Raw genomic sequence first — 25,941 nt, 5'->3', positions numbered from 1 at the left:
TGTCTTAACCCCTTGACCAACGGACCTTGAGCTTTTCAACTCTTTCTATTATACCTACTTTTTCCTCTTTGTCAAGGGATTCTTTTGACTATTTTTACCTAAAATCACTGAATACGATACTTAATTCTCTCAGAAGGGATTTTCTACCTTTGAAACATTCTCCTCCCATTAGACGGTCAAGTTGTTCTTGTTTTTCTTTACTCTGACTTGCTCTGTAATTCCTTAGAAGTTCATGAAAGAGATAGTAATCATCCAGTCTGAGTCCTTTTTCTCCTAGGCGATGACTAATTTCGCTCACCTCCTCATAGGGCTCTTTGTCGAAACGGCGCTTGTGACTTTCTTGTTTACGGATGTAGTCTAGGATGCGATTGCGGAATTTGGTTTTAAAGCAGACATATAGTCGGTGACGTTCACCCACTAGCAACTCTGGATGATGACTGACCAGCTCATACAGGCACAGCATCCCCTCCTGATCCCAGTCCTCTTTCTCCCACAGATGTAAATGGTATTCTTTGCGGCACTTGTTTACAATCCCTTTACTTTCTTCGTATAATTCTTTTAGATTCATAGACCTCTCCTTTCTGCATTTAGTTTAACAAAATGCATTAAGCCTTTGATCTACTTCTCCTCTTCTGTATTTCTCGTTCCCTCAACGGCACACAAAAAGAGAGGCACGGCCTCTCTGCGGTTATAATTCTGCAATTTGATTGAGATTCACTTCTGCAATCGTATCATTACCAAACATAGAGATAATCATCTTCACTTTGTTGTTATCAATTTCAGTAATTTTACCTGTGTAGTCTGCAAAAGCGCCATCAATAATGCGGACTGTCTGGCCAACTTCAACGTCAATATCAAACTCTTGAACAGTTTGTCCCATTGAAACCAGAATATCACGAATCTCTTGTTCCAATAATGGAGTTGGTTTTGATCTGTTTCCATGTGAGCCAACGAATCCTGTTACGTTAGGTGTGTTTCGAACAACAAACCATGCTTCATCGGTCATGACCATTTCTACAAGGACATAACCCGGAAAGCGATTCTCTTCAACTTCCTTTTTCTTTCCATTTTTCTCAACTTGCACGGTTTGTGTTGGAATCTCAACGCGTAGAATATTATCCAACATGTTATACGTTTGTGCACGTTGCAATAGATTTTCTTTTACCTTATTTTCATAGCCAGAATAAGTTTGTAGAACAAACCATCCTTTATCAAAACTATCCATGATATTTCCTTTCATAATAGAAGAAAGCTAGCAGAAGTTCTCCGCTTTTCTTCTAAAAAATGTTAATAAATCGAATCAAATTTTCTTCTAAAAAATGTTAATAAATCGAATCAAACCTGAAACAATCAACTGGTCAAAAATATAAATGATGACCACAAAGAAGGCTGTGTATTCCATAATAGAGCGAAAATCTCTCCAGCTTTCTTTGCGAGTTGGCCAAGTTGTTTCTTTAAGAAGTTTAAAAATATCCTTAATAAAACCCATCGTTCTCTCCTATCTCGTCTCTCTATGTGTCGTATATTTTCCACAATGTTTACAAAATTTATTTACTTCTAGTCGTGTTGGCTTGGGGTTCCCACTAATTTTAATTGAGTAATTTCTTGAACCGCAAACTGCACATGCTAGGCTTGCTTTTTTTAGTGCCATAACGCCTCCATCTTATCTATTATAACAAGAAACCTAGGCTTTGACAAGCCTCTTAACGAAAGAGATTGACGATAGAGTCCCAGATTGTCTGGGCTTTCTCTTTTATCTTTGCATCCGAAATCGCACGTCCCGCTTCGTCTACAAGATTTTGAGCTCGGCTACGAATATCTTCTAGCGGATCCTCGGACTGGTTCGTTTCATTTTCAACGACCTGCTTTTTCGTATTTTCTGGTTCAATACCATTTTGTTTATAAGCATTCTCAACTGTAAAAGTGCTACCTGGAGTGTATGGCAAAATGGTATTAGCCATACTTCTAAAGACATGGGCTGCTCCATTTGAGGTCGACCCTGCCAGATAATGGTTCTCATCTGTTGTTGGGAAGCCAAGCCAATGGCTGATTACCACATCGGGAGTATAACCAATCACCCACTGGTCACTGGTATATTCAGGGTTGAAAACAGCCTCGGTAGTACCTGTCTTCCCTGCCATGACATAATCTGCTGGTGACGAACTAATTCCTGTACCATTGGTAAATGTTCCTAGCATCATGCTGGTCATTTTATCAGCTACAGACTTATCAATCACTCGTTTTTGGGAATTTTTATTGCTCTTGATGACCTGTCCACTGGCATTTTCGATACGAGTGATGAAATGCGCTTCAGGCATCAGTCCTTCATTAGCAAAAGCTGCATAGGCTTGTGCCATTTGGAGAGGATTCGTCTCTACTCCTCCACCTAGGGCAACTCCAAGAACACGATCAACTTTATCCATATTCAGACCAAATCTCGTCCCAGCTTCAAAGGCCTTATTGATCCCCAAATCATTTACAGTCGCAACCGCTGGTAAGTTGAGCGATTCTGCCAAGGCTTGATACATAGGCACTTCAGGAGATGTCTTAATGCCAGCATAGTTGTCTACTTGATAACTGTCGTACTGCATGGTGTGGTTGTCCAGTTGCTTGTTCAAAGCCCATCCGGCTTCCACAGCTGGAGTATAAACCACTAAAGGTTTGATAGTTGAACCCGGGCTACGCTTAGACTGGGTGGCATAGTTAAAATTACGGAATCCTGATTTGTCATCACCAGCTACGCGACCGACAACTCCACGCACCCCACCTGTTTTAGGTTCTAGAGCAACACTACCTGATTCAGCATGCGTTCCGTCTTCTGCTGTTGGAAATAGGGAAGTATTTTCGTAAATAACCTGCATGTTAGCTTGATAGTTTTGATCAAGTTCTGTATAGATTCGATAACCGTTGTTGACAATCTCTTCTTCTGTTAGATTGTACTTGGATACTGCTTCGTTGACAACTGCGTCAAAATAGGATGGGTAACGATAATCAGAAATCTTACCTTCATACTTATCTTGCAGTTGAGAAGTCATATCTACTCCAGCTGCTTCAGTTTCTTGATTTTTATCAATATAGCCTGCCGCAACCATATTTTGTAACACTGTATCCCTGCGGTTAGTTGAATCTTCAATGGAATTCAAAGGATTATACAACTCCGGCCCCTTGAGCATCCCCGCTAGAGTGGCTGCCTGATCAAGCGTTAGTTGCGAAGCGGATACACCGAAATATTTCTTACTTGCATCTTCAACACCCCACACCCCATTCCCGAAGTAGGCGTTATTGAGGTACATAGTAAGGATTTGCTCCTTGCTGTATTTCTTTGTCAACTCTAAGGCAAGGAAAAACTCCTTGGCCTTCCGTTCAACGGTTTGGTCCTGAGACAGATAGGCATTTTTCGCCAACTGTTGGGTGATGGTAGAACCGCCTCCAGAACGACCTGCTGTGACAATAGCTAGGAAGAACCGACCATAGTTAATCCCGTCATTTTTATAGAAGGAACGGTCCTCTGTCGCAACGACAGCATTCTGCAAGTCTTTGCTGATATCTGTCAGCTCAACATAGGTTCCCTTTTGACCTGACAGGGCTCCTGCCTCTTTTTCTTCACGGTCAAAAATCAGAGTTCGCGTTTTCAGGGCATTTTGCAAATCATTGACATTGGTAGACTTGGCTATTGCAAATAGGTAGGTTCCTACTAACAAACCAGCACTTAACCCTAAAATGATGACGATCTTTGTCAGATGATAACGACGCCAAAATTTCCGAATTGGGCCTACTTGGGACAATTTTTTTCTATCGCTCCGTGAACGACGCATGCTAGTCGAATCAGGCTCCGCCGATTCACTCGTTTCTTTTTTAAAGAGAGAAAGGAACTTCTCAAATAATTTATCTAATTTCATGCGTTTATTTTATCATCTTCACCATAGGAACTCAAGAATTTAGCTACTCCCTATCCAAATAGGGCTTTTTTTGTTACAATATCTGTATGCAATTCACATTTACATTACCCGAATCCTTGCCTCAAATGACGGTCAAACAATTCCTAGAGGAACAACTCCTCATCCCTAGAAAAATCCGCCATTTTTTGAGAATAAAGAAGAACATCTTAATTAACCACGAAGAAGTTCACTGGAACGAGATGGTCAAGCCAGGGGATATTTGTCAATTGACTTTTGACGAGGAAGATTATCCCACAAAGGAAATCCTTTTGGGCAACCCAGACCTTGTTCAGGAGATTTACCAAGACCAACATCTCATTATCGTCAACAAACCCGAAGGCATGAAAACACACGGTAATCAACCAGATGAAATTGCCCTTCTCAACCATGTCTCTGCCTACGTTGGTCAAACTTGCTATGTTGTTCATCGTCTGGATATGGAAACAAGCGGTTTAGTGCTTTTTGCCAAAAATCCTTTTATCCTTCCTATTCTCAATCGTTTGTTGGAGAAAAAGGAAATCGTTCGTGAGTACTGGGCACTCGTAGAGGGGCAAGTAGGGAATAAAGAACTTATCTTCCGAGATAAAATTGGTCGTGATCGACACGATTGCAGAAAACGGGTAGTGGATCCTAAAAATGGTCAACATGCTGAAACTCATATCAGTCGATTAAAACAATTCCCAAATAAGACTTCTCTGGTTCGTTGCAAACTAAAGACCGGTCGAACCCATCAAATCCGTGTTCACCTTTCTCATCATAAACATTCTATCATAGGCGACCCTCTCTATAACTCTAGAACAAAAACAAGCCGGCTCATGCTCCATGCCTTCCGACTATCCTTTACCCATCCACTCACCTTAGAACAATTGAGTTTCACTGCCTTCTCGGATACTTTCGAAACAGAATTAAAACAAAATGGATGACACTAGCATCCATTTTTCCATATAGAAAAAGCAAGGCCTTCTGGCCTTGCTTTTATCGACTCAAGAATTATTTAGCGATTTTTGCAAAGTATTCAAGAGTACGTACAAGTTGTGCAGTGTATGACATTTCGTTGTCGTACCATGATACAACTTTAACCAATTGTTTACCGTCAACGTCAAGAACTTTAGTTTGAGTTGCGTCAAACAATGAACCGTAAGACATACCTACGATATCTGAAGATACGATTGGATCTTCTGTGTAACCGTATGATTCGTTTGAAGCTGCTTTCATAGCTGCATTCACTTCATCAACAGTAACGTTCTTTTCAAGAACTGCTACCAATTCAGTAACTGATCCAGTTGGAGTTGGAACACGTTGTGCAGATCCGTCAAGTTTACCATTCAATTCTGGGATTACAAGACCGATAGCTTTAGCAGCACCAGTTGAGTTAGGAACGATGTTTGCAGCACCAGCGCGAGCACGGCGAAGGTCACCACCACGGTGTGGTCCGTCAAGGATCATTTGGTCACCAGTGTAAGCGTGGATAGTAGTCATCAATCCTTCTACAACACCGAAGTTGTCTTGAAGAGCTTTAGCCATTGGAGCCAAGCAGTTTGTAGTACATGAAGCACCTGAGATAACTGTTTCAGTACCGTCAAGAACGTCGTGGTTAGTGTTGAATACAACTGTTTTAACGTCGTTTCCACCAGGAGCAGTGATAACAACTTTTTTAGCTCCTCCAGCGTGCAAGTGTTTTTCAGCTGCTGCTTTCTTAGCAAAGAAACCAGTTGCTTCAAGAACGATTTCTACACCGTCAGTAGCCCAGTCGATTTGTTCTGGATCACGTTCAGCAGAAACTTTAACGAATTTACCGTTAACTTCAAATCCACCTTCTTTAACTTCTACAGTACCGTCGAAACGACCTTGAGTTGTGTCGTATTTCAACAAGTGTGCAAGCATAACTGGATCTGTAAGGTCGTTGATGCGAGTAACTTCAACACCTTCTACGTTTTGGATACGGCGGAAAGCAAGACGACCGATACGTCCGAAACCGTTAATACCAACTTTAACTACCATTAGTGATTTCCTCCTTATGAAAATCCTGAAAATTTTATTGTGAAAAGAGTAACTTGAATCACTACAAATCACCTTTCAACATTATTATTATATAACTATTTAAGTAGAATTGCAAGTACGGGCGTTGTTTTTCTCTCTTGCTTTTCTACTTTTCGATCCCCTTCATTCACCTAATCTTTTATTTCTAGGATCTTCTATTCTATCCTATCCGCATAATCTTCTCTTCTCATAGTTCAACTCTAACTTCAGAAATAGGACTATGAAAAGAGGCAGGATAACTCCTGCCTCTAGGCTGATAAACGATTATTTGCGACGTCCTGGACGTTCTGCATAGCCATAGTAAGCATCTGCCATAATTTCTTCCATGTCGGCTACCATTGGCAAGCGTGGGTTTGCAGGTGAACATTGGTCTTCATAAGCAAGTAAGGCAATTTCATGCAAGCTGTCTTTCCAAGCTTTTTCATCGATTCCAAATCCTTTGAAGTTCATTGTGATTCCAACTGCTTCACCAAGTTCGTAAACAGCTTTAGCGTATGCTTCAACTGCTTCTTCTGGAGTTGAGTGAGGCAAGCCAAGCATTTTCGCGATATCTTGGAATTTCTCATCAGCTTTCCAGTAGTTGTATTTAGGCCATGTAGTAGTCTTAGATGGACGAGTTCCGTTGTAACGGATAACGTATGGAAGCAAGATTGCATTTGTACGTCCGTGAACAGTGTGGTGAACACCACCGATCTTGTGGGCCATTGAGTGGCTCATACCAAGGAAGGCATTGGCGAAGGCCATACCAGCCATTGTAGATGCATTATGCATTTTCTCACGAGCTTCTGGATCAGCTGTCTTAACAGATTTTTCCAACCATTCAAAGACAAGTTTGATTGTTTGAAGCGCAATACCGTCTGTGTAGTCGTTAGCAAAGTTTGAAGTATAAGCTTCAGTAGCGTGAGTCAAGACATCCATACCTGTATCAGCAGCGATGAAGTCAGGAACTGATTCAACCAAAGCAGGGTCAACAATGGCAATAGTTGGTGTCAATGAGTAGTCAGCCAATGGGTATTTACGGTTGTTTTTCTTATCAGAGATAACGGCAAATGGTGTTACTTCTGAACCTGTACCAGAAGTTGTTGGGATACCGATGTACTTCGCTTTCTTACCAAGTGATGGGAAGCGGAAGGCACGTTTACGGATGTCCATGAATTTTTGAACCAAGTCACGGAAATCGATTTCTGGTTGTTCGTAGAAGAGCCACATTACTTTGGCCGCGTCCATTGGAGAACCACCACCAAGAGCGATGATTGTATCTGGTTCAAATGCTTTCATCACTTCAGCACCACGTTCTACAGTTGTGATGTCTGGATCTGGTTCAACATCTGAGAAGACTTGGATAGTTACACGGTTGCTACGCGCGTTCAATTGGTCGATAACACGTTGAACAAAGCCAAGTTTTTCGATCGATTTATCTGTAACAATCATAACACGTTCAATATCTTCACATGTTTGAAGGTATTGGATAGAATTGCGTTCGAAGTAAATTTTTGAAGGAACTTTAAACCATTGCATATTATTTCTACGTTTCCCTACTTTCTTGATGTTTAGAAGGTTGATAGCGCTCACGTTATCACCAACTGAGTTGCGTCCGTATGAACCACATCCAAGTGTCAATGATGGGATGAAGGCATTGTATACGTCACCGATACCACCGAAAGTAGATGGAGAGTTCCAGATAATACGCATTGCTTTGATTTCTGTACCAAAGCGTTTAGCAAGAGCTTCGTCTTTTGTATGGATGGCTGCTGAGTGACCAAGTCCGTTAAACTCAACCATTTGACGAGCTTTTGTAAGTCCGTCTTCAGTGTCTTCAGCTTTTAGGACAGCAATGACTGGTGACAATTTTTCACGAGTCAATGGTTCTTTTGGTCCTACTTCTGCACATTCTGCAGCCAAGATGTTTGTTCCTTCTGGAACACTAAATCCTGCTTGTTCAGCAATCCATGCCGCTGGTTTACCAACGATGTTTGCATTTAGTTTAGCACCTGCACAGTTCTTGCTGTTGGCTTTCACACCGAAACAGAATTCTTCAAGAAGGGCTTTTTCTTTTTTGTTTACAAAGTAAGTATGGTATGATTTGAATTCTTCTACAAATTCGTCATACACTTCTTTATCAATGATAACAGCTTGCTCTGATGCACAGACCATACCATTATCAAATGATTTAGACATAACGATGTCGTGAGCAGCTTGACGGAGGTCAGCAGATTTTTCTACATAAGCAGGAACGTTTCCGGCACCTACCCCAAGAGCTGGTTTCCCACATGAGTAAGCCGCCTTAACCATAGCATTACCACCAGTTGCAAGGATAGTTGCAACACCTTCGTGGTTCATAAGCGCTCCAGTTGCTTCCATAGATGGTTCTGTAATCCATTGAACACAGTTTTCAGGTGCTCCAGCTGCGATAGCTGCATCACGAACGATTTGTGCTGCGTGAGCAGAAGATTCTTGAGCTGATGGGTGGAAAGCAAACACGATTGGATTACGTGTTTTCAAAGCAATCAATGATTTGAAAATAGCTGTTGATGTTGGGTTCGTTGTTGGAGTGACACCACACACTACACCGACAGGTTCTGCAATTTTAGTCAAGCCTGTAACTGGATCATCTTCGATAACTCCAACAGTTTTAACACCACGCATATTATTCACAACGTGCTCACAGGCAAAAAGGTTTTTTGTAGCCTTGTCTTCAAATACACCACGACCAGTTTCTTCAACTGCATGTTGAGCAAGAATTCCGTGCGCATCAAGAGCTGCAACTGAAGCTTTCGCTACGATGTAGTCAACTTGCTCTTGATTCAACTTGCGCATTTCATCAAGCGCAACCAAGGCCTTTTTCACTAACCCGTCGACATGCTTTTCAGCAGCGAGTTGTTTTTCCTCAGGTGTTAACGTTTTTTTATCAGCCATATTGTCCTCCATAGCCTTCAAGGATTTAATCCTTTGTTAATTTTTTCACAATTTTATTATAACTCTTTTTCAAGACTTTGTAAACCGTTTCATAAGCATTTCACAAAGAAATTTTGTGGAATTGTGATTTTTTTCTCAATGCACCTGCACAATAGAGTTTTGTCTGGACGATTGTGAAATTATGAAAAATATTTTTTTATTTCACAAAGTTTTTTCTCGTTGATAATCAGATATCGACTCCATTTCTAGAAAGCGCTTTCTTTTTTGCTTTTGAGAATAGTCCCCTAATCTGGAGACTATTGTTTTTGTTGAAAGACGCCTTGTTTAAAGCTGCCTTCATAGACAACTTCCTGCTCGGTAGTCAACTTCCCTTGACCTTCAGCCTGGCCATTTACAAAATCACCTTCATATTTCCAGCCATCTTTTGATTGGAAAGTCCCTTTTCCATTAAAGGCTCCATTATTGAAATCACCTGTATATTGGTCTCCATTTTCAAAGGTCAGGGTTCCTTGACCATTCATCTTTCCTCTTACCAAGGTTCCATCATAAACAAGTGCACCACCATCAAGTGTCAGGACACCTTTTTTAGGTGTGTTTAGTAGAAAAACTGACACGGCGCAGATAGCGATTAGAAGGACAGTTGCAATCTCTATACGTGGGCGAGTTAGGTAAACTCGATATTTTTCGAAGATTTCTTTAAGCTTTTCCATTGTCACTCTCATTTTCTAAACGATCTAGCCAGTTTTGGCATCCACTTGTGATACGCGCATAGGTTTCCTCAAAATCTCCTGTATACCAAGGATCTGGAACACTTTCAGATGCAAAAGGGTAGATCTTATGCTGCAATTCCTGAGGACACATTTGACGCAGATCTGAAACGTTTGAAGCATCCATACCGATAATGTAATCAAATAACTCAAAATCTTCTCTACGAATCTGGAGTGATGTTTTGTCTTTGTCATACGGGATCCGATATTGCTGGAAAATCCCTTGCGTTCCCCTATGAATCGGATTGCCATGTTCCCATGATGACGTTGCCCGGCTTTCGACGTGGTAATCGCTCGTTATGGACTTCATCACAAACTCTGCCATGGGACTTCGGCAAATATTTCCTAAGCAAACAAATACTATTTTTTTCATCCCTTTTCCTCTCGTCTCATAGAAAAACGGGAGTGACAGGTCCCGTTTTATTCTTCGATTGCTCCGCCTTCGTCAACAACTGTTCCTTCTGGTGTCACAGCTTCTTTGAGTGGCAAAACAGTCTTAATCGCAGCCAATTCAAAAGTCAAATAAACGCCATCTACATCCAGTACGATTGTACCTTTCTCAGTATCTACTTCATCCACTGTTCCGTAAAGGCCACCGATTGTAATCACTTCATAGCCTTTTTGAAGCTTGTTCAAGCTTTCCATACGCTTTTGTGCTTGTTTCTTTTGAGAACGTTGCATAAAGAACATCAAGGCAAACATACCTACAAGCATGATCACAAATGTTAAATTTGGACTAATATTTTCCATAGTATTTTCTCCTTTGTATTTTACATAGGACTACTATATCAAATTTCAGCTACTTTTACAAGATTGTGCCTTGTTTTTATGATTATAAAAAATCAGAGCTTTCACTCTGATTTCTACGATTATTTCAAGTTTTGGACAACTTTGACTAGATTTTCTACCGTAAATCCATGCTCTGCCAAGACTTTTGGTGCTGGGGCAGATGCTCCGAAGGTATCAATACCGAGAACTGCACCATCAAGACCGACATATTTGTACCAGTTTTGAGTTGCACCCATTTCAACTGCAACACGACGGCGGATTGCACTTGGAAGGATTTCTTCCTTGTAAGCTGCATCTTGTGCGTCAAAGACATCTGTAGATGGCATGCTAACTACACGGACTTTTGCGCTTTGACTAGCCAATTCTTTGGCAGCTGCGACAGCCAAATTCACCTCTGAACCTGTTGCAATCAAGATAGTATCAAAGTCTGCTGCATTTTCATAGACAACATAGGCACCTTTTGCAACCTTGTCAAAGTCTGTTCCCTCTTCGACAGTCAAGTTTTGACGTGTCAAGACAAGGGCAGTTGGTGTTTTTTCGCTTGTCACTGCAAGGTACCAAGCCGCTTGAGTTTCACGCGCATCTGCTGGGCGGAAAACATTCAGATTTGGCATAGCACGGAGACCAGCTAAGTGTTCAACTGGTTCGTGAGTTGGACCATCTTCACCAACTGCAATAGAATCGTGGGTGAAGACATAAGTCACAGGAAGTCCTTGCAAGGCTGACAAACGGACAGCTGCTTTCACATAGTCAGAGAAGACAAAGAAAGTACCACCGTAAACACGAAGTCCACCATGAAGAGCCATCCCGTTCAAAATCGTTCCCATTGCAAATTCACGAACACCAAACTGAATGTTGCGGTTCAAGCGATTGGCATCATCTTGAAGTCCATCCGTTTTGATGTAAGTCATGTTTGAGTGAGCAAGGTCAGCTGAACCACCTAAGAAAGTTGGCAATTTAGCAGCTACAACGTTCAAAGCATCTTGACTTGAATTACGAGTTGCTTGAGAGAAGCCATTTTCTAAGGCTGGGAAGTCTGCTGGAGTCACTTTAACTGGATCACGGCCGTCGATAATGGCTTCTACTTCTGCAGCAAGTTCTGGATGCGCTTCTTTATAATCAGCAACTAGTTTTGTCCAAGCTTGATAAGCTGATGCACCACGGTCTGCAACATTTTCTTTAAAATCAGCATAAACTTGCTCTGGAATTTCAAATGGTTCATAGTTCCAACCGAGGGCTTGACGAGTTGCTGCAGTTTCGTCGGCTCCAAGAGGAGCACCGTGTACAGCATTGGTTCCTTGTTTGTTTGGAGAACCGTATCCAATAACAGTCTTCACTTCAATCAAAGATGGTTTGCCTGAAGCTTTAGCAGCTTCGATAGCCGCATGGATTGCTTCCAAGTCTGTTCCATCTTCAACCAAGGCTGTATGCCAACCGTAGGCATTGTAACGGTCACGAACACTTTCTGTAAAGGAATCCTTTGTCTCACCATCCAAGTTGATGTCATTTGAATCATACAGAACCACCAACTTGTCAAGTTTTTGCAAACCTGCGTATGAAGCTGCCTCACTTGAGACACCTTCCATCAAGTCTCCGTCTCCACAGATCACATAAGTATAGTGGTCAAAGATATTGAAGCCTTCACGGTTATACTTCGCTGCAAGGAAACGTTCTGCTTGGGCAAAACCAGTAGCAGTTGAAATCCCTTGCCCTAGAGGACCTGTCGTAGCGTCAACCCCTGCAGTATGCCCAAATTCTGGGTGACCTGGTGTTTTGGAACCCCATTGGCGGAAGTTCTTGACTTCATCCATGCTGACATCTTCAAAACCAGAAAGGTGAAGAAGGGCATAGAGAAGCATAGATCCGTGTCCTGCTGAAAGAATAAAGCGATCGCGGTTAATCCAGTTTGGTTGAGCTGGATTGATACGAAGTTGCTTTGTAAAGAGGCTATAGGCCATTGGAGCAGCCCCCATAACCACCCCTGGGTGACCTGAGTTTGCTTTGTTAATGGCGTCAATACCTAGAAAACGAATTGCATTAACAGATAGATTTGACATAGAATTTCCTTTCTCTTTGAGGTGATTAATGAATCACACATCCTATTTTTCTATTATATGAAAAAATGCATAGAATAGCAATAAAACAATTTGCGTTCATCTAACACATTTGATTTGTCTATCCCCTCGTCACTTCATAGTACGGGAGCAAACGAGTATAAGCGTCTTCTAGCTCCTCCAATATCGCTTCTACTGACTGATTTTCAATGAAGGAAACATCTGACTTGACTAAGACTTTTCGGGCTTCCTGACTGCTCACCTTCTCGCGTAAAGTACGGCGATTCTCCTCAGTAGCCTCCACCTTATGACCTTCCCCATTTGAGTAGACTAGATAATAAATTCCTTCTACCGCTGGAAGCTCTAAAACCTTGGCTTGCTTGTCTAAGGTCTGTTCATCTTTCTTTCGCTCGATGAAACTAACTTCCAAAGAAATCCCAAAGTCAGCAGGTGTTCCATACAAACGAAGAGCCATCATAGGTTCTGTCACTTGTCCATTCCTCTGTAGATAGACCCAGAAATGCGGTCGCAAGCGTTGCGCTTGATTCATCCACTGACTAGTCTGTTGCAGTTGCCATTCTGGATGCTTTTCTTGGAAGGCCTTAGCTAAGTTCGTAAAAGCCTTGCGAGCCTCCTGCCCTTTGTGGCGCAATTCTAGCATCTTCTCTCGCTCATCTCCAGCCTTATCTGGATTACGGTACTGGATTCCCGCATAAGATAGATAGTTCTTGATTGCTTCCATCATCTGTTTCTTCTCCCTTTTCTAACAAAAAATCAGGACAAGCCTGATTTTGTTTATTCTGCATCTACGACAACATAGCGATTTGGCTCATCGCCCTCAGAATAGCTGGTCACCCCATCTATGCGTGAAATAATGCGATGGATAATCTTGCGTTCGCTATTCGACATTGGATCTGTTTGCTGGCTACGACCTTCCTCCAAAACGCGAGTCGCTAATTTTTGAGCGTAGGTTTGCAACACTTCTGCACGATGTTCAACGTAATCATTGACGTTGATTGTAATATAAAAAGTTCTTGAATAACGATTGTAGAGGTAGTTTTGCGCCAAAAGCTGAAGTGCTTTCAATACTTTCCCATGATAGCCGATAATGCGACCAGGCTCATTGGTATCGATTTGAAGATTAATCGTGCGACGATTGTAGTCGCTTGAAATCGTCCCTTCAACATCCATATCATCCACAATGGTTTGGACATAGTTAGCCACTTGAGTTGCTACTTGTTCGATGTCATAACTCGGCTCCACCTTCAAACCTAGATCTTCCAAAGACTGGCTTTCTACCGATTCTGACATAGATACAAATTCTTCACACTCTGCTGGGTCTTCCACTCCAGCATCTCCTGTCTGCAATTCATTTAAAATTGCGATGTGACCTGTTTCTTCTAAAATCGTGCTAGCATGTTTCTCATTTTTCAAGATTTCAGCCTTGATTTCATCAGAAACACCCTGACCTTCCTCTTCTATTTTTTTGATCGCCTCAACAACATGACCAAGATCAACTGTCGCCTCTGTTACTGTCTTAACAGGTTCGTTTTGTTCATTGATCTCTTTCGGAACACCTTTTACAGCTTGTTGATTGGCCTTAATCACAGTCGTCTCACTAATCGCCTCAATATCAACTTGAGCTGGTTTTTTCCCAAATAAGCCTAAAAAACCTTTCTTCTCTTTGGACACGACCTTGATGTGAGTCTTCATTCTCGGAATACCTAACTCTTTCAATCCTTTCTGGATTGCTTCTTCAACAGTTGAACCTGTAAATAATACCATTATCAGATTCCTCCTTATTATTTCGTTTTCTGAGCCTTTTTCTTGGCTTTTCTTTTTCTATTTTCCAAATCTTTTTTAGCTTGTACTTCCGCCTCACGCGCTGCAATAATCTTAAAAGGATTATTTAAGAAGTAGGTTTGCAAAACTTGATAAGCATTGGATACTGCCCAGTACAAGGCTACGCCACTAGGTGAAGAGATGGCAAAGATAAAGATCAGTACAGGCATTCCGTACATCATCCCTGTCATAGCTCCACTTCTTTCAGGCAAAGCCTTATTCGATAACCAACTGCTTAAGAAGGTAAAGACTGCTGCCAAAATCGGAAGGATAAAGCTTGTGTCTACTCCCCCAAGGTTCACCCACAAAAAATGCCCTGTTTTCAAAAAGTCCACTCGAGTCAAGGCTTGGAAGAGAGCCAAGAGAACCGGCATTTGAATCAAAATCGGCCAGAGAGAAGAAGAGTGTTTGACCCCTAATTCTTTATAGACCTTCCGCATCTCCTGATCCAGCTTGGTTCTACTTTCCATATCACGACCTGGATATTGTTCTTGCAGAGCCTTGATGCGTGGTTGAGCCTCTTGCATTTTTCTTGAGGCCACCATCTGAGTCTGAAAGACTGGCAATAAAATCGTCCGGATCAAGATTGTGAAGAGGATAATCCCCACTCCGATACTAATGTCAAAGGACAAGAAGCGGATGATTTCAGCAAAAAAATAGACAAATTTACTCCATATATCTGTAGAATCTGCTGCAACATCGCTTGTCCCACAGGCTGTCATGAAAAATAAGGACAAGCCCAGCAAACTAGTCAACTGTAGTTTCTTTTTCACTCCTAATTCCTTCCCGATAAATCTTTGATAACTTTAATACGTGGAGTAGATTTTTCTCCATTTCTGCATAATCCAAGCCTTCAACCCCTTTTCGAGCAATCACGACAAAATCAACGTTATCAGCTAACTGCTCCCTTACACTTAGCAAAATGTGTCGAATCCGTCTTTTAATTTGATTTCTGGTAACTGCATTCCCTAATTTCTTACTGACGGACAGCCCTACTCGAAAATGACTTTTCTGATTTTCCAATTGGTAGACAACAAATTTACGATTAGCAAAACTTGTTCCATCCGTGAAAATAGCCTTAAAATCTTTCTCTCTTTTTACACGAAAGCTTTTCTTCAAAACTCCACTCCATCTATTAAATTACTACTATTATACCATAAATTTCAAAAAAGCCAATAATGACAAGGTTTTAGACTGTTTTAACAACAAAAAGTTGGGAAAATTTATCTCCCAACTCCTTTTTATTGTATCTTATCTTGTAATTTTATTCAGTTCATGTTACTTTTTCAAGCGTTCAACATCACGAGCGATAACCAATTCTTCATCAGTTGGGATAACCAAGACACGAACTTTAGCAGCTTCTGTTGAGATATCACCTGTCGCTCCAAAGACATTCTTTTCAGGATCTACATCACAGCCAAACCAAGAAATGCCTTCAATAACCATCTGACGAATCGTTACAGAATTTTCTCCAATTCCAGCTGTAAAGATAATGGCATCTGCACCGTTCAAAACTGCCAAATACTGACCAATATACTTTTGGATACGATCCACAAAAATCTCATTTGCCAGCTGCGCTTTCTCATCACCCGCACGCATAGCTTCGTGAATATCACGCATATCGCTTGATCTCTCAGAAACACCCAAAAGTCCTGACTCACGATTGAGAATTCGACTGATATCCTCTGGTGTATTAAAGTCATCTGTATGTTGCATTAAATAGGGGATAATTGCCGGATCAATATCACCTGTACGAGTCCCCATCATAATACCACCAAGTGGAGTGAAGCCCATGGATGTATCAACAGACTGACCGCCTTTGACAGCTGTAATAGAAGCACCATTACCAATATGGCAGGTAATCAATTTCAACTCTTCTAGAGGGCGACCTAAAATTTTAGCTGCTTCTCCTGCTACAAACTGATGACTTGTCCCGTGGGCTCCATACTTACGAACTTTATTTTCAGTATAGTATTTGTTTGGAAGAGGGTAACGATAGGCTTTCTCTGGCATTGTTGTATGGAATGATGTATCAAAAACAACAACGCTGGTAATATCTGGAAGCAATTCCTTAAATGCGCGAATTCCTGCTGCGTTGGCTGGGTTGTGAAGAGGAGCTAAAAGTCCCAACTCTTCAACCTTTTCCAAAACATCACCCTCTACCAAGGTTGACTCTTTGAAATATTCGCCACCAGCCACAACACGGTGCCCAACACCTGTAATCTCATCATAAGATTTGATGATATCGAAACGAATCAAATCATCCAATAAAATTTTAACAGCTTGTGTGTGATCTTCAATATCAAGAATTTGTTGTTCAGAACGGCCGTCGAATTTTACAGTTGAGATAGAGTCCTTCAAGCCAATACGTTCAATCAAGCCTTTCGCTAATACTATTTCTTCTGGCATTTGGTAAAGTTGCCATTTCAAACTCGAGCTTCCTGCATTGATTGCAATTGTTTTAGTCATAACATGATACCCCTTTTTAAGCGTTTTCAACTATTATAACAAAATTTACCTTACATTTCAGTACCTTTGCTCCATTTTTGAAAATTTTCTTTGAATTTCATTAATGCAGCTGGATCTTGCAGACTGGTCAAAGGATAGACAAATGGTTCTATTTCCTTGTCTCTTTTCTTCTGTAAGACAAAAATACTTTTAGCTTGGCTTGCAGTTGAGAAAATATCCTCTGGCAGAGCGATGATAGCAGCCAGACTCACTTCGTCTTTGAGCCAACCTTTTAACAAATCACTTTGAGGACTGGTCAACAAGTCGCTCGGAGCTAGAAAAATAGCGTATCCGTCTGACTTGAGGTACTTGAGGCCTTGCTCCATCAGCAAATGATGGGCATAGGTATGTTCTTGGCTAGAAGCCACTTGATAGCGTGAAGCGATGGCATCGTCTGGGTAATAGCCGACAGGCAAGTCGCTAATGACCACATCGCTTTCTTTAAGCATTTGCGGACGAACGGCATCACCTTGGACAAATCCTGCCTGCAAACCAATCACATCTGCCATGCTAGCCGCCAAATCAATCAGCAAGTCATCCACTTCAATTCCCAAGTAATCTACTTTTTTAGCAAGAGATATCAAGAAAGTAGCCCCCAGAATTCCCACTCCAGAACCTATTTCGAGGATGCTAATTTCCTCTTTATCAAGCAACTCTTCCACAATAAGTACCAAGAGGAGAGCAATGGCATCCGGCGTAAACTGGTGATTGGCTTGCAAAGGCTCAGTTTGTCCTGCCTTCATCAAGAGAAACTGGTAGGTCTTGAGCCACTCTTCCTTGCGAAGTGCTAAGCGCTTAAGGGCTTGATTGTTTTCCTTTACCTTCTCTAGCTCAGTTTCGCCATCCAGATAGATGCTGTTTTGCTCTACCAAGGCGTCATAAAAGTTGGTCGCCAAATCACTTTGGATGACTTGGACATTCTCTAGTAAATACGTATAAGCTTGTTCTATTTTTTCAAAATCCATATTCCTATCTTATCAAATTTCCCTCCTTTTTTCCATCTGAAGAGAAAAAATCACTGCTTTAGTCAGCAAGTGATTTTTGGGCTACAGTTAAAAAGAGCTCTGCGTAATTTCCTAGGAAAAGATCTTCAGCACTGTAAAGAATCTGACTGTCAATGCTCGAAAAACCAAACTGGGCGAGCTTGTTTTCCAGTTCAGCTAATTCAAAGCCGTGATGGTTGGTATCTGTCTTGACAAAGTCAGCAATGAGGACTTGTCCATTCTCCCTAAGGTGATGGTGAAACATGGCAAGAGTCGCATCTAGATCAGGTATGTGATGAAGAACTCGACTGACAACAATCAGGTCAAATTGCTGCTCCAAAGGATTTGCAAGTAAATCCTGCTCCAAAAACTGGATATTCTTGATATCTTGCTGGTCCGCTTTCAAACGGGCTTGCTCCAGCATTTTCTCCGAGATGTCCACAAGGGTAACCGACTTGGCCTGCTTGGCTAGAGGCAAGGCTAATAGGCCTGTCCCACCACCGAAATCCAGTATTTCCTTGTCTGATAGAAGATCAATCTGTTTTTCAACTGCTTGACAAACCAAGTTTGCAAGAAAGATATTTTTGGGCGAATCAAAGGTTTCTGCTTTGTGATTAAAATCGTGTTTCATGCTTTTAGTTTAACACAAAGTAGTTGAATTGACTAGGAATTGTCTTTCTTATCTGCCTTATTTTCTGTTTTTGTCTGATTTGGTTCTTGACTTAAATCAGTCGCTACCTGTTGCTTTTTATCCGTTTTCTTTTCCTTGGGTTTCATCGAAGGAAAGAGAAATTCATAGTTGCCCTTATTCATACGAATACTTGTTGCAAAACCTGTTTTCGTATTGTGATACGTGACTTTTCCTAAGTTAAAGACTCGTTCACCACTTTCTTGCTCAGCCTTATCTTTACTTCGCTTGGCCATAGCAAAAGCGACCAACTTTTCTTTATTTAAGGCAAAGTCTTTGTGATGGGCAACTTGTCGATTCAAATAAAACTGTAGCAATAGACTAAAGATGGATGCCATAGTAACTGCATATAAGAGAACACCTGCCTTAACTTTTTGATTTTTCCACACGATAGATGAACTCCCTTTCTAAGCCCTTTTGAAATTGGAAACGAAAGCGAACCAATTGATTTTCCTCTGTAATTTGAGCTGATTTGAGTCCATAAACCATAGGCTGATAGCCCCGTCCGCTGGTATCCGTTTTTCGAAAATCATCCGATTTGGACTTACCCATAGCGATATCCTTGCCATCTTGCTTCACATAGAGGCGATTGCCCTCCACCTTTTTAAACTGCGAACGCTCTAACTCCGCCTCCAGCTGATCCACAAACAAGAGCCACTCCTTTTGCTCGCTTTGTTGCTGGTAACGAACTTCTGAAATGAGGAGCTGACTCATGGCTTGAAAGAGGAGCAAGCTTCCACTGATGACGATAAGGGCAATCAGAGATTCTAGAAGAGTGAAAGCTCTTACCTTACTGCTCTTTAAGGTCGAGCAACTTCTCTGAACCATGGTAGACCTCCAATCCCTTTTCACTAGCAAACACCTGGATTTCAACTCCATTTACCTTTACCTGATTTTGACCTGTTTGCAGAGCCATCTTAGCCACACGTAAGACTTCCTCCTTTTGCAAGATTTCTGCCTCTTCTTGTCTATTTTTCTGAATTTGTCCCAAGAGGAGGGTTGCAATACTGGCAAATATGGCTAGCGCTACTACTGCTTCTAGTAAGATTACTGCCTTAATTTTTTGTTTCCTTAATGCGTTTAATTTTTCCATTTCCTAGATATAATTGATAGCGAATCGCTCCTTTACTGGTCTGAAATTCAACCTTAACCAGGGACGAATTGCCCCCAGCTCGGTCAAAATGAATTGTCTGCCCAGATGGTGCCTGAATCCCTTTGGGAACAGTCAATTTTTGACTGCCATTACTAATCGTCTGCCCATCTAAGTTTAGACTGGTCTTTTGTTGACTAGCTACACTATGCTTTTGAGTTTCACGGTATAGTTCTTCAAATTCCATGAAAAATATCTGCTCTTCCACCGCTGCAAAACTAGACTGGACTGAGCCAGATAAAGCCAAAGCAATGATACTCACAAGTCCCAAAACTAAGAGACTTTCAAACATAGTAAAGGCCTTAATCTGCAACAGTTTGACTCGTTTTTTGTTTTGCATGGTAGTCTTTATAAGCTTTGGCTTGCTCAGCTGTGATACGACCGTCCGCCTGTAATTTACTTAGGCTAGCATCTTCATTCTTGTCCAGACGATAAAGTTCTGCCTGGCTTTCCACCACCTTGACAACGGCAGCTTTTCCTTTATCATTAACCGCATCCTTTTGCTTGGTCAAATTGGGTACAAAGAGCAAGAGAAGAACGCTGATAATCAGAAGGACCACCAACATCTCTACCAGAGTGAAAGCTTGAACCTTGGCTTTTTTTAATTTTGTCATGAGTTTTTTCATTTTAAAAATTTACCTCCATATTTTGATACATGGGCATGAGCATTGCCGCATAAAGTAAAACGATAATCAGGGCCACAAAGATAAAAACCAGTGGCTGTACTAAGTTCATGGTGCGGTTGATTCGGGTAAAAAAGGCTTCCCAAGTCTTTTCTGCATAGATTTCCAACTCACTCCCCAGCTTGGACTTGACTTCCCCATACTCGATGATGAGACTCAACTCCTTTTTAAAGAAAGGATAGGTTGCTATGGTTTGAGAAAATTCGCGGCCATTTTGCAGGGCTTGAGCCAAATCTTGACCGATTTCTTTAAAGAGCTGAGAACCTTGTTCCTGCATGATCTGAAAAATCTGCGTCAACTCCATCCCCTGCGAAATCATATTGCCCCATTCACGCGCATAATAGGCCGTCAGATAAGTCTGGACAAAGATTCCTAGAAAGGGAATCCGTGCTAACATCGAGAATACCCGCATCTTGGAACTTCTTTTGTAGAAAGTGAGAGCTAAAAGTAGAGACAGAGAGCAAACCAGCACTAGTCCCAGAAAAATTTGTGGCAGATTGCCGATGATTTGGGTGGCGATATTGCTACTGTCCAGTTGAGGTAGCAAATAATTCCTCAACCCCAGCATGATTAGCAGGAGAAATCCCAGCAAAATCAAAGGATAAGTCGCCACTTCAATTAACTTTTTCTTAACCTTGGCCAAATTATCCAAATATTCTTCTATCTTTCCCAAACTCAGGTGAAGATTCCCGTGCACCTCAGCTAGGGATAATTGGGTCACAATAGCACTTGAAAAACCCAAGCTGTCCATCATCTCTGAAAAGGATTTCCCCTGGGACAAGCCTTGGTGCATCTGGGCCACATAGTCCCTTTCCAGCAAGGCGCTTCTCCCCAAGAAAGAAATAATTTCCACCAAATGAAAGCCACTGGAGAAGAGGTTGTTAAACAAGGTGATGATTTTCTTCTGCTTAGCTGTAGCTAATTTTTTCCGTTTCAGCCTGAAGACTTGTGATATGTCCATCTTTAAGAAGCTGGTCAATCTGCGCATTCCACCTGTTTGGCTGATGTTCTTGATAGTCTTGGTTTGCAAAGTCAACGATTCCTCCTCCCCCGATTAATCTCTGGTAGCAGACTCCTTGCAGAACAACTGCTAATTCCTCCTCCGTCACACCCAACTCCAGAAGGCGTTCATAAACACCTCGGATACTCTTAGCATGAATGGTTGAAAAGACTGTCGCACCGGTCAAACTGGCTCTGACAACCGCACGTGCCGTCTCGCTATCCCGAATTTCACCGATAATCAAGAGGTCTGGACGATGCCGGAGAGACAGTTTGATCAGATTTTCATAGGTCAGTCCAATCGCCTCATTCAACTGCAACTGCAACATCTCTTCCTGCTTGATCTCGACAGGGTCTTCGATGGACATAACCTGCTGTCCCTTAAAAAGGGATTTGGCCAATTCGTGCATCAGCGTCGTCTTGCCACTTCCGACTGGACCTGCAAATAGATAGAGTCCTCTTTGCCTGTACTGCTTGCCCAGTTCTCCAATATCCTGAAACCAGAAATGCAGGTCCTGTTCCTCATCGTGCAACAAACGAATAACCAAACTCTCATGTCCCCGATAATCTCCCACGGTAGACAAACGCAGAGAAGACACCTTCTCCCCATGCTGGTAGTCGCAAGAGCCCAGCTGACTGCGACGCTTTTCTCCTACATTCATCCCAGCTACAAACTTAAAATGACTAATCACAGCAGCTAATACCTCAAAATCATAGGAGTCAACTAGACACCGCTCGTCTCCAACCCGCATGTGAAGCTCATAGGACTTTTCCTTGGGGATAAAATAGATATCCTGAGCCTTCTTTTCTTTCGCAGTAGCAATAATTTTCTGTGCAATTTCTTGTACCATACCGCCCTCCTTATCTAACTATTCGCAAAAAAATAAAAAAAGCAACTTAAAAAGTTACTTTTTTATCTCCATTTCATGCGGCAAGAACGGTGTTTTTCTTGACCTGTTTGTTTTTCGTAGCCTGGACGTAGCTTTTCATCGGGGATGACTTGCTCATCCTGTAAAAGTGCCAAAGAATGGTACTGCTGCAAATACTCATCGCACTCATCACACCAGCGTTGGTCAGCAGGATCCCAAAAAATAGTCATCAAATCGCTCCGACTCTTATAAAGAGGATTCTTCTTTTCCAGCTCAAACCAGCATAACTTATAATATTTTAGAGCATCATAATACTTGTTAAAAGAGCGGCTCATGATGACATCTTCTTCCCAACCTTCTATGAACCACCACGGTTCAAAGTCCCCATACATTTCTATAACACGATACATTTTCACTACTTCCTTTGTACCGTATATTATAACGAATTTTCTAGAACAATGAAAGGATTTTGCTTCATTATAGAACAATCTTCTAGCTTTCTGAAGATACCTCTAAATAGAAAAGCAAAGACTGAGTCATCACAGCCTCTGCTTTTTACTATGCTTGATAACGTTTCACACCATCTAGATAGGTTGCAACTAATTCCAAATCCTTATCTAGTACGATAAAGTCAGCATCGTAACCTTCACGGATTTGGCCACAGACATCATCGATGTGAACAGATTTTGCTGGGTTGAGGCTGGCCATCATGACTGCTTCATGCGGATTCGCAATGCCCCATTCGACCACATTTTTCAAACCATCTTTGAGTTTGAGGATAGAACCTGCCAAATTGCCTGTCGATTTGAGGCGTGCAGTTCCATTGGCAACCACTACCGGGAACTCTCCCAACATGTAGTCTCCATCTTCCAAGCCACCAGCTGTCATACAGTCTGTGATAAGGGCAATATTTTCAGTTCCCTTTTGCTTGAGCAAAATATCACAGGCCTTTGGATCCACATGGTGTCCATCACAAATCAATTCAGCGTAAGTATGTGGCAACTCATACATGGCTCCAACCATACCGAGTTCACGGTGAGTCAACCCACGCATCCCATTGTAGGCATGTACCCAAACGCTCGCTCCAGCATCGACTGCTTTTTTAGCTTCATCAAAAGTCGCATTTGAGTGTCCAAGAGCAACAGTCACTCCTTCACCCGTAATCGTACGAACAAAGTCTTCTACACCTTCACGTTCTGGCGCAAGGGCAATTTTATTGAGCAAGCCATTGGCTGCTTTTTGCCAAGCACGAAACTCATCCATACGAGGATCTTTCATGTAGGCAGGGTTTTGAGCTCCCTTGTATTTCTCTGTGAAATACGGACCTTCAAAGTAGATACCACGAATTTTCGCTCCACTTGCTTCCTGATAACGAGCACCGATGTTTTCAGTTACTGCAAGCAACTGCTCATAAGAGGAAGTCAACGTCGTTGGCAAGAAGCTTGTGACTCCCATGCTGAGGAGCCCTTCACTCATAGTATGAAGAGTTCCTTCGATATTATTATCCATCACATCCACACCACCAAATCCATGAATGTGGGTATCCACAAGTCCTGGAGCAATGCTGTAGCCTGTATAGTCAATGACATCAGCAACTTCAGGAATCTGTTCTACATGCTTTCCAAACTTGCCATCCACAAGTTCCAAGTAACCGCCACGACGAACTCCGTGTGGGTAGAAAAACTGATCCGCTTTAATATAATTAGGCATAATGATAACCTCCTTGATAGATTGTTTCTAGAACTTATTATGTCAATTACATTATAAACCTTTCTTTTTCATTTGTAAATGGTATAGACCTCTTTTCTGGAGATATTTTAAAAGAGCTGGATATCTCCAACTCTTTGATTTTATTTTGATTTCACAGGTAGTTCTTGAGAGGCTTTAACAGCAGCTGCAATCGTTTCTGCGTATAGCTTAGCACCTTCTTCGAGCTTGCTATTGTCATTCCCAAAGTGAACTTGGTCGGTTCCAGCCCAGATTTCAGGATGTTCCTTAGAAACCTTATTCCAATCAGCAATGCTCACGTAAGGAGTCTTTTCTGCTAATTCCCGCGCATAAGCCGCATACTGCTCCACTGATGTATAAGTATCCTTGCTCTTATCTCCCTCATAAGGTGTAACAAGAATGAGATGGTGTCCTTTCGGTAGATTGCTAACGATGCTATCCAAATCATTCTTGTAGCCTTCAGGATTATTGACCCCTGTTGCAATGACAACTGTTTTTAGCAGTGCCTTGTTCTGGCTGTTAAGAAGCATAATGTCATTGGCTTGCTTGGTCGTCCGACTAACCTGAGCATTAATATTTGCTTCAGGAAGTGCCTCTTGTAAGGCTGTATTAGCACGCAAGGCTACCGAATCTCCAATCAGACTCGTTCCCTCAGAAATTCCCAGGCGACTCAGTTCAGCTTGTTCAGCAAGAGTCTTTGTTTGTCCTATATTGGTCTGTGCTTGCTTGAAACCATTGACCATCAAGTCTGTCTCAAAAGCTCCAACTTGGGGAGCCACAGTTATGATAACCAAGGTAATCAAAGTAAGAATGGCAACACCACTAGCACTAATCGGTTTAATATGAGGTAATCGACTAATCTTCCGTATTAAAGGATTAGTCTTACCAGCAATCAATGGCTCAATAATATAGAAAGATAAAATAGCAAAGAAATAAGAAAAGATAACTGTTAAAATAACAGCGGGCAGATTGCTCATCAACTGAGAAAAGATAATATAAAAAGGCCAGTGGAAGAGATAAACCGCGTAGCTGGTATCCGCTAAAAATGTAATTATCCGAGGTTCTTGTATCTCAGGCGTTTTCTCATGCAAGACACGCGCAGCAAAAATCATGGTCACTGCCGCTAAACTTGCCAGCAAGAAGCCAAATAAGTACGCAAACAGGTAAGTGAACTTGACAAAGAAGGTCAGGAGCAACAATACCAAGAGACCTGCAGCGAACACCAGGAGATTTTGACGAAGATCCCACGTCCGATCAAACTGCTTGACTAAATCGCTCGTCTGACGAACACCCACAACCGTCGCCAAAATGCTTCCTAAAAAGAAGGGATAGACATGGGTTAAACTTGAAAAGTAGACAGATGAATAGGAACTAGCTATTAGACTGCCAATAAACATGGAGAAAAAGCTAATGATGAAAGCTCCCGCAGAAAGGAGAAAGACCATCCCTCTCAATTGACTACTAGATTTTGAGCGTTTGGATAAGAACCAAACCGCTAAGCCCCAAAGGATATAGTAGTGAACCTCAACAGCTAGACTCCAGTTATGAACAAAGAGATGCGGAATGAACTGGGATTCGTAACTTCCCCCTGTTAACATTTCGTAGAAGTTGGTCATAAAACCAAGAACTCCAGCTATCTGGCCACCAATTCCAGCAACATAGTCTTGACGAACCAAAAAAGTAAAAGGCATGGTCACCAAAACCATCAGCACCACAGGTGGCACGATGCGGTAAAACCGTCTCTTAAAAAAGCCCAGCAAATCAATCTGGCTTTTCTTTCCAAACTCTTCTAAAAGGAGGGAGGTAATCAAGAATCCCGAAAATGTGAAAAAGACATCTACCCCGAAAAATCCTCCAGGAAAGATGGTCTGAAAGAAGTGGTACAAAAGCACCAAAAGTAAACCTGTAATCCTAATCAAGGAAAACCATTTAATACGCATACGAGTCTATTCTCCCTTTCGTTATACACTTTATTCTATCAAAAAAA

General features: G+C 41.7%; 29 protein-coding genes. 1 reads left to right on the top strand and 28 read right to left on the bottom strand.

Going from position 1 to position 25,941, the window contains the following annotated elements:
* Positions 1-94: 94 nt before the first annotated feature.
* The 5 genes from HF881_RS06755 to pbp2a all read right to left on the bottom strand — a co-directional run bounded on the left by HF881_RS06755 (position 95) and on the right by pbp2a (position 3,899).
* A complete protein-coding gene (locus tag HF881_RS06755; protein ID WP_169446872.1) occupies positions 95-568 on the bottom strand; it encodes a sigma-70 family RNA polymerase sigma factor in 474 nt (157 codons plus the stop codon).
* 120 nt (positions 569-688) lie between these two features.
* Positions 689-1,225: a transcription termination/antitermination protein NusG gene (nusG, locus tag HF881_RS06750; protein WP_000376732.1), complete on the bottom strand. Its 537-nt coding sequence runs from the start codon at positions 1,223-1,225 to the stop codon at positions 689-691.
* Positions 1,226-1,312: 87 nt separating this feature from the next.
* Positions 1,313-1,489 carry a preprotein translocase subunit SecE gene (gene secE, locus HF881_RS06745; protein WP_000505776.1) on the bottom strand — a complete coding sequence of 59 codons (177 nt, stop codon included), beginning with the start codon at positions 1,487-1,489 and terminating at the stop codon, positions 1,313-1,315.
* A gap of 9 nt (positions 1,490-1,498) precedes the next feature.
* Entirely contained in the window at positions 1,499-1,651 is a 153-nt protein-coding gene (gene rpmG / locus HF881_RS06740; protein ID WP_001809375.1) for a 50S ribosomal protein L33, read from the bottom strand.
* Positions 1,652-1,703: 52 nt separating this feature from the next.
* Entirely contained in the window at positions 1,704-3,899 is a 2,196-nt protein-coding gene (gene pbp2a, locus HF881_RS06735) for a penicillin-binding protein PBP2A (RefSeq protein ID WP_169446871.1), read from the bottom strand.
* 86 nt (positions 3,900-3,985) lie between these two features.
* On the opposite strand from pbp2a, the gene HF881_RS06730 reads away from it, so the two are divergent.
* Complete coding sequence (locus HF881_RS06730) at positions 3,986-4,861, top strand: RluA family pseudouridine synthase (protein ID WP_240956792.1); 876 nt, start codon at positions 3,986-3,988, stop codon at positions 4,859-4,861.
* A gap of 67 nt (positions 4,862-4,928) precedes the next feature.
* On the opposite strand, the gene gap is transcribed toward HF881_RS06730, so the two are convergent.
* From gap to HF881_RS06615, 23 genes are all read right to left on the bottom strand, one after another.
* Positions 4,929-5,939, bottom strand: a complete 1,011-nt coding sequence (gap, locus tag HF881_RS06725; RefSeq protein ID WP_000260678.1) for a type I glyceraldehyde-3-phosphate dehydrogenase — start codon at positions 5,937-5,939, stop codon at positions 4,929-4,931.
* A 303-nt stretch (positions 5,940-6,242) separates the two neighbouring features.
* Positions 6,243-8,894: a bifunctional acetaldehyde-CoA/alcohol dehydrogenase gene (gene adhE, locus HF881_RS06720; protein WP_169446870.1), complete on the bottom strand. Its 2,652-nt coding sequence runs from the start codon at positions 8,892-8,894 to the stop codon at positions 6,243-6,245.
* 296 nt (positions 8,895-9,190) lie between these two features.
* Positions 9,191-9,604 (bottom strand): MORN repeat-containing protein, encoded by a 414-nt coding sequence (locus HF881_RS06715; RefSeq protein ID WP_169446869.1) that lies wholly within the window; start codon positions 9,602-9,604, stop codon positions 9,191-9,193.
* Positions 9,591-10,034: a low molecular weight protein-tyrosine-phosphatase gene (locus HF881_RS06710; RefSeq protein ID WP_169446868.1), complete on the bottom strand. Its 444-nt coding sequence runs from the start codon at positions 10,032-10,034 to the stop codon at positions 9,591-9,593. Before HF881_RS06710 ends, HF881_RS06715 begins: the two co-directional genes overlap by 14 nt.
* Positions 10,035-10,081: 47 nt before the next feature.
* Positions 10,082-10,402: a preprotein translocase subunit YajC gene (gene yajC / locus HF881_RS06705; protein ID WP_025168961.1), complete on the bottom strand. Its 321-nt coding sequence runs from the start codon at positions 10,400-10,402 to the stop codon at positions 10,082-10,084.
* Between the two features lie 128 nt (positions 10,403-10,530).
* Positions 10,531-12,507 carry a transketolase gene (tkt, locus tag HF881_RS06700; protein ID WP_169446867.1) on the bottom strand — a complete coding sequence of 659 codons (1,977 nt, stop codon included), beginning with the start codon at positions 12,505-12,507 and terminating at the stop codon, positions 10,531-10,533.
* A 118-nt stretch (positions 12,508-12,625) separates the two neighbouring features.
* Complete coding sequence (locus HF881_RS06695; protein WP_169446866.1) at positions 12,626-13,249, bottom strand: ribonuclease P; 624 nt, start codon at positions 13,247-13,249, stop codon at positions 12,626-12,628.
* 50 nt (positions 13,250-13,299) lie between these two features.
* Positions 13,300-14,289, bottom strand: coding sequence for an RNA-binding cell elongation regulator Jag/EloR (gene jag, locus HF881_RS06690; RefSeq protein WP_169446865.1), 990 nt, complete (start codon positions 14,287-14,289; stop codon positions 13,300-13,302).
* Positions 14,290-14,306: 17 nt separating this feature from the next.
* Positions 14,307-15,119, bottom strand: coding sequence for a YidC/Oxa1 family membrane protein insertase (locus HF881_RS06685; protein ID WP_169446864.1), 813 nt, complete (start codon positions 15,117-15,119; stop codon positions 14,307-14,309).
* Positions 15,094-15,465 carry a ribonuclease P protein component gene (gene rnpA, locus HF881_RS06680; RefSeq protein WP_000748124.1) on the bottom strand — a complete coding sequence of 124 codons (372 nt, stop codon included), beginning with the start codon at positions 15,463-15,465 and terminating at the stop codon, positions 15,094-15,096. The genes HF881_RS06685 and rnpA overlap by 26 nt, the downstream gene beginning before the upstream one ends.
* Positions 15,466-15,624: 159 nt before the next feature.
* Positions 15,625-16,815: an acetate kinase gene (locus tag HF881_RS06675; protein ID WP_093587063.1), complete on the bottom strand. Its 1,191-nt coding sequence runs from the start codon at positions 16,813-16,815 to the stop codon at positions 15,625-15,627.
* A 50-nt stretch (positions 16,816-16,865) separates the two neighbouring features.
* On the bottom strand, positions 16,866-17,819 hold the full coding sequence (locus tag HF881_RS06670; RefSeq protein WP_093587061.1) for a class I SAM-dependent methyltransferase: 954 nt from the start codon (positions 17,817-17,819) through the stop codon (positions 16,866-16,868).
* A gap of 58 nt (positions 17,820-17,877) precedes the next feature.
* The gene (locus tag HF881_RS06665; RefSeq protein ID WP_169446863.1) at positions 17,878-18,468 is read right to left on the bottom strand and encodes a class I SAM-dependent methyltransferase; all 591 of its coding nucleotides are present in this window, start codon (positions 18,466-18,468) and stop codon (positions 17,878-17,880) included.
* A 32-nt stretch (positions 18,469-18,500) separates the two neighbouring features.
* Entirely contained in the window at positions 18,501-18,914 is a 414-nt protein-coding gene (comGG, locus tag HF881_RS06660) for a competence type IV pilus minor pilin ComGG (protein WP_169446862.1), read from the bottom strand.
* Complete coding sequence (comGF, locus tag HF881_RS06655; protein ID WP_169446861.1) at positions 18,892-19,353, bottom strand: competence type IV pilus minor pilin ComGF; 462 nt, start codon at positions 19,351-19,353, stop codon at positions 18,892-18,894. Before comGF ends, comGG begins: the two co-directional genes overlap by 23 nt.
* Positions 19,316-19,618, bottom strand: coding sequence for a competence type IV pilus minor pilin ComGE (gene comGE, locus HF881_RS06650; RefSeq protein WP_169446860.1), 303 nt, complete (start codon positions 19,616-19,618; stop codon positions 19,316-19,318). The genes comGF and comGE overlap by 38 nt, the downstream gene beginning before the upstream one ends.
* Positions 19,581-20,015, bottom strand: a complete 435-nt coding sequence (gene comGD, locus HF881_RS06645; RefSeq protein ID WP_169446859.1) for a competence type IV pilus minor pilin ComGD — start codon at positions 20,013-20,015, stop codon at positions 19,581-19,583. The genes comGE and comGD overlap by 38 nt, the downstream gene beginning before the upstream one ends.
* Complete coding sequence (gene comGC / locus HF881_RS06640; protein ID WP_169446858.1) at positions 19,978-20,301, bottom strand: competence type IV pilus major pilin ComGC; 324 nt, start codon at positions 20,299-20,301, stop codon at positions 19,978-19,980. The genes comGD and comGC overlap by 38 nt, the downstream gene beginning before the upstream one ends.
* Position 20,302: 1 nt before the next feature.
* Entirely contained in the window at positions 20,303-21,319 is a 1,017-nt protein-coding gene (gene comGB, locus HF881_RS06635; RefSeq protein WP_169446873.1) for a competence type IV pilus assembly protein ComGB, read from the bottom strand.
* Positions 21,267-22,208, bottom strand: a complete 942-nt coding sequence (comGA, locus tag HF881_RS06630) for a competence type IV pilus ATPase ComGA (RefSeq protein WP_169446857.1) — start codon at positions 22,206-22,208, stop codon at positions 21,267-21,269. The genes comGB and comGA overlap by 53 nt, the downstream gene beginning before the upstream one ends.
* Before the next feature lie 62 nt (positions 22,209-22,270).
* Positions 22,271-22,636 carry a DUF1033 family protein gene (locus HF881_RS06625; protein ID WP_169446856.1) on the bottom strand — a complete coding sequence of 122 codons (366 nt, stop codon included), beginning with the start codon at positions 22,634-22,636 and terminating at the stop codon, positions 22,271-22,273.
* 148 nt (positions 22,637-22,784) lie between these two features.
* Entirely contained in the window at positions 22,785-23,936 is a 1,152-nt protein-coding gene (gene nagA, locus HF881_RS06620) for an N-acetylglucosamine-6-phosphate deacetylase (protein ID WP_169446855.1), read from the bottom strand.
* A 140-nt stretch (positions 23,937-24,076) separates the two neighbouring features.
* Entirely contained in the window at positions 24,077-25,894 is a 1,818-nt protein-coding gene (locus tag HF881_RS06615) for an acyltransferase family protein (protein WP_169446854.1), read from the bottom strand.
* Positions 25,895-25,941 lie beyond the last annotated feature (47 nt).

It is taken from the genome of Streptococcus sp. WB01_FAA12 (assembly GCF_012843315.1).
Lineage (GTDB): Bacteria > Bacillota > Bacilli > Lactobacillales > Streptococcaceae > Streptococcus.
This window is presented reverse-complemented; position numbering and strand designations above follow the sequence as displayed.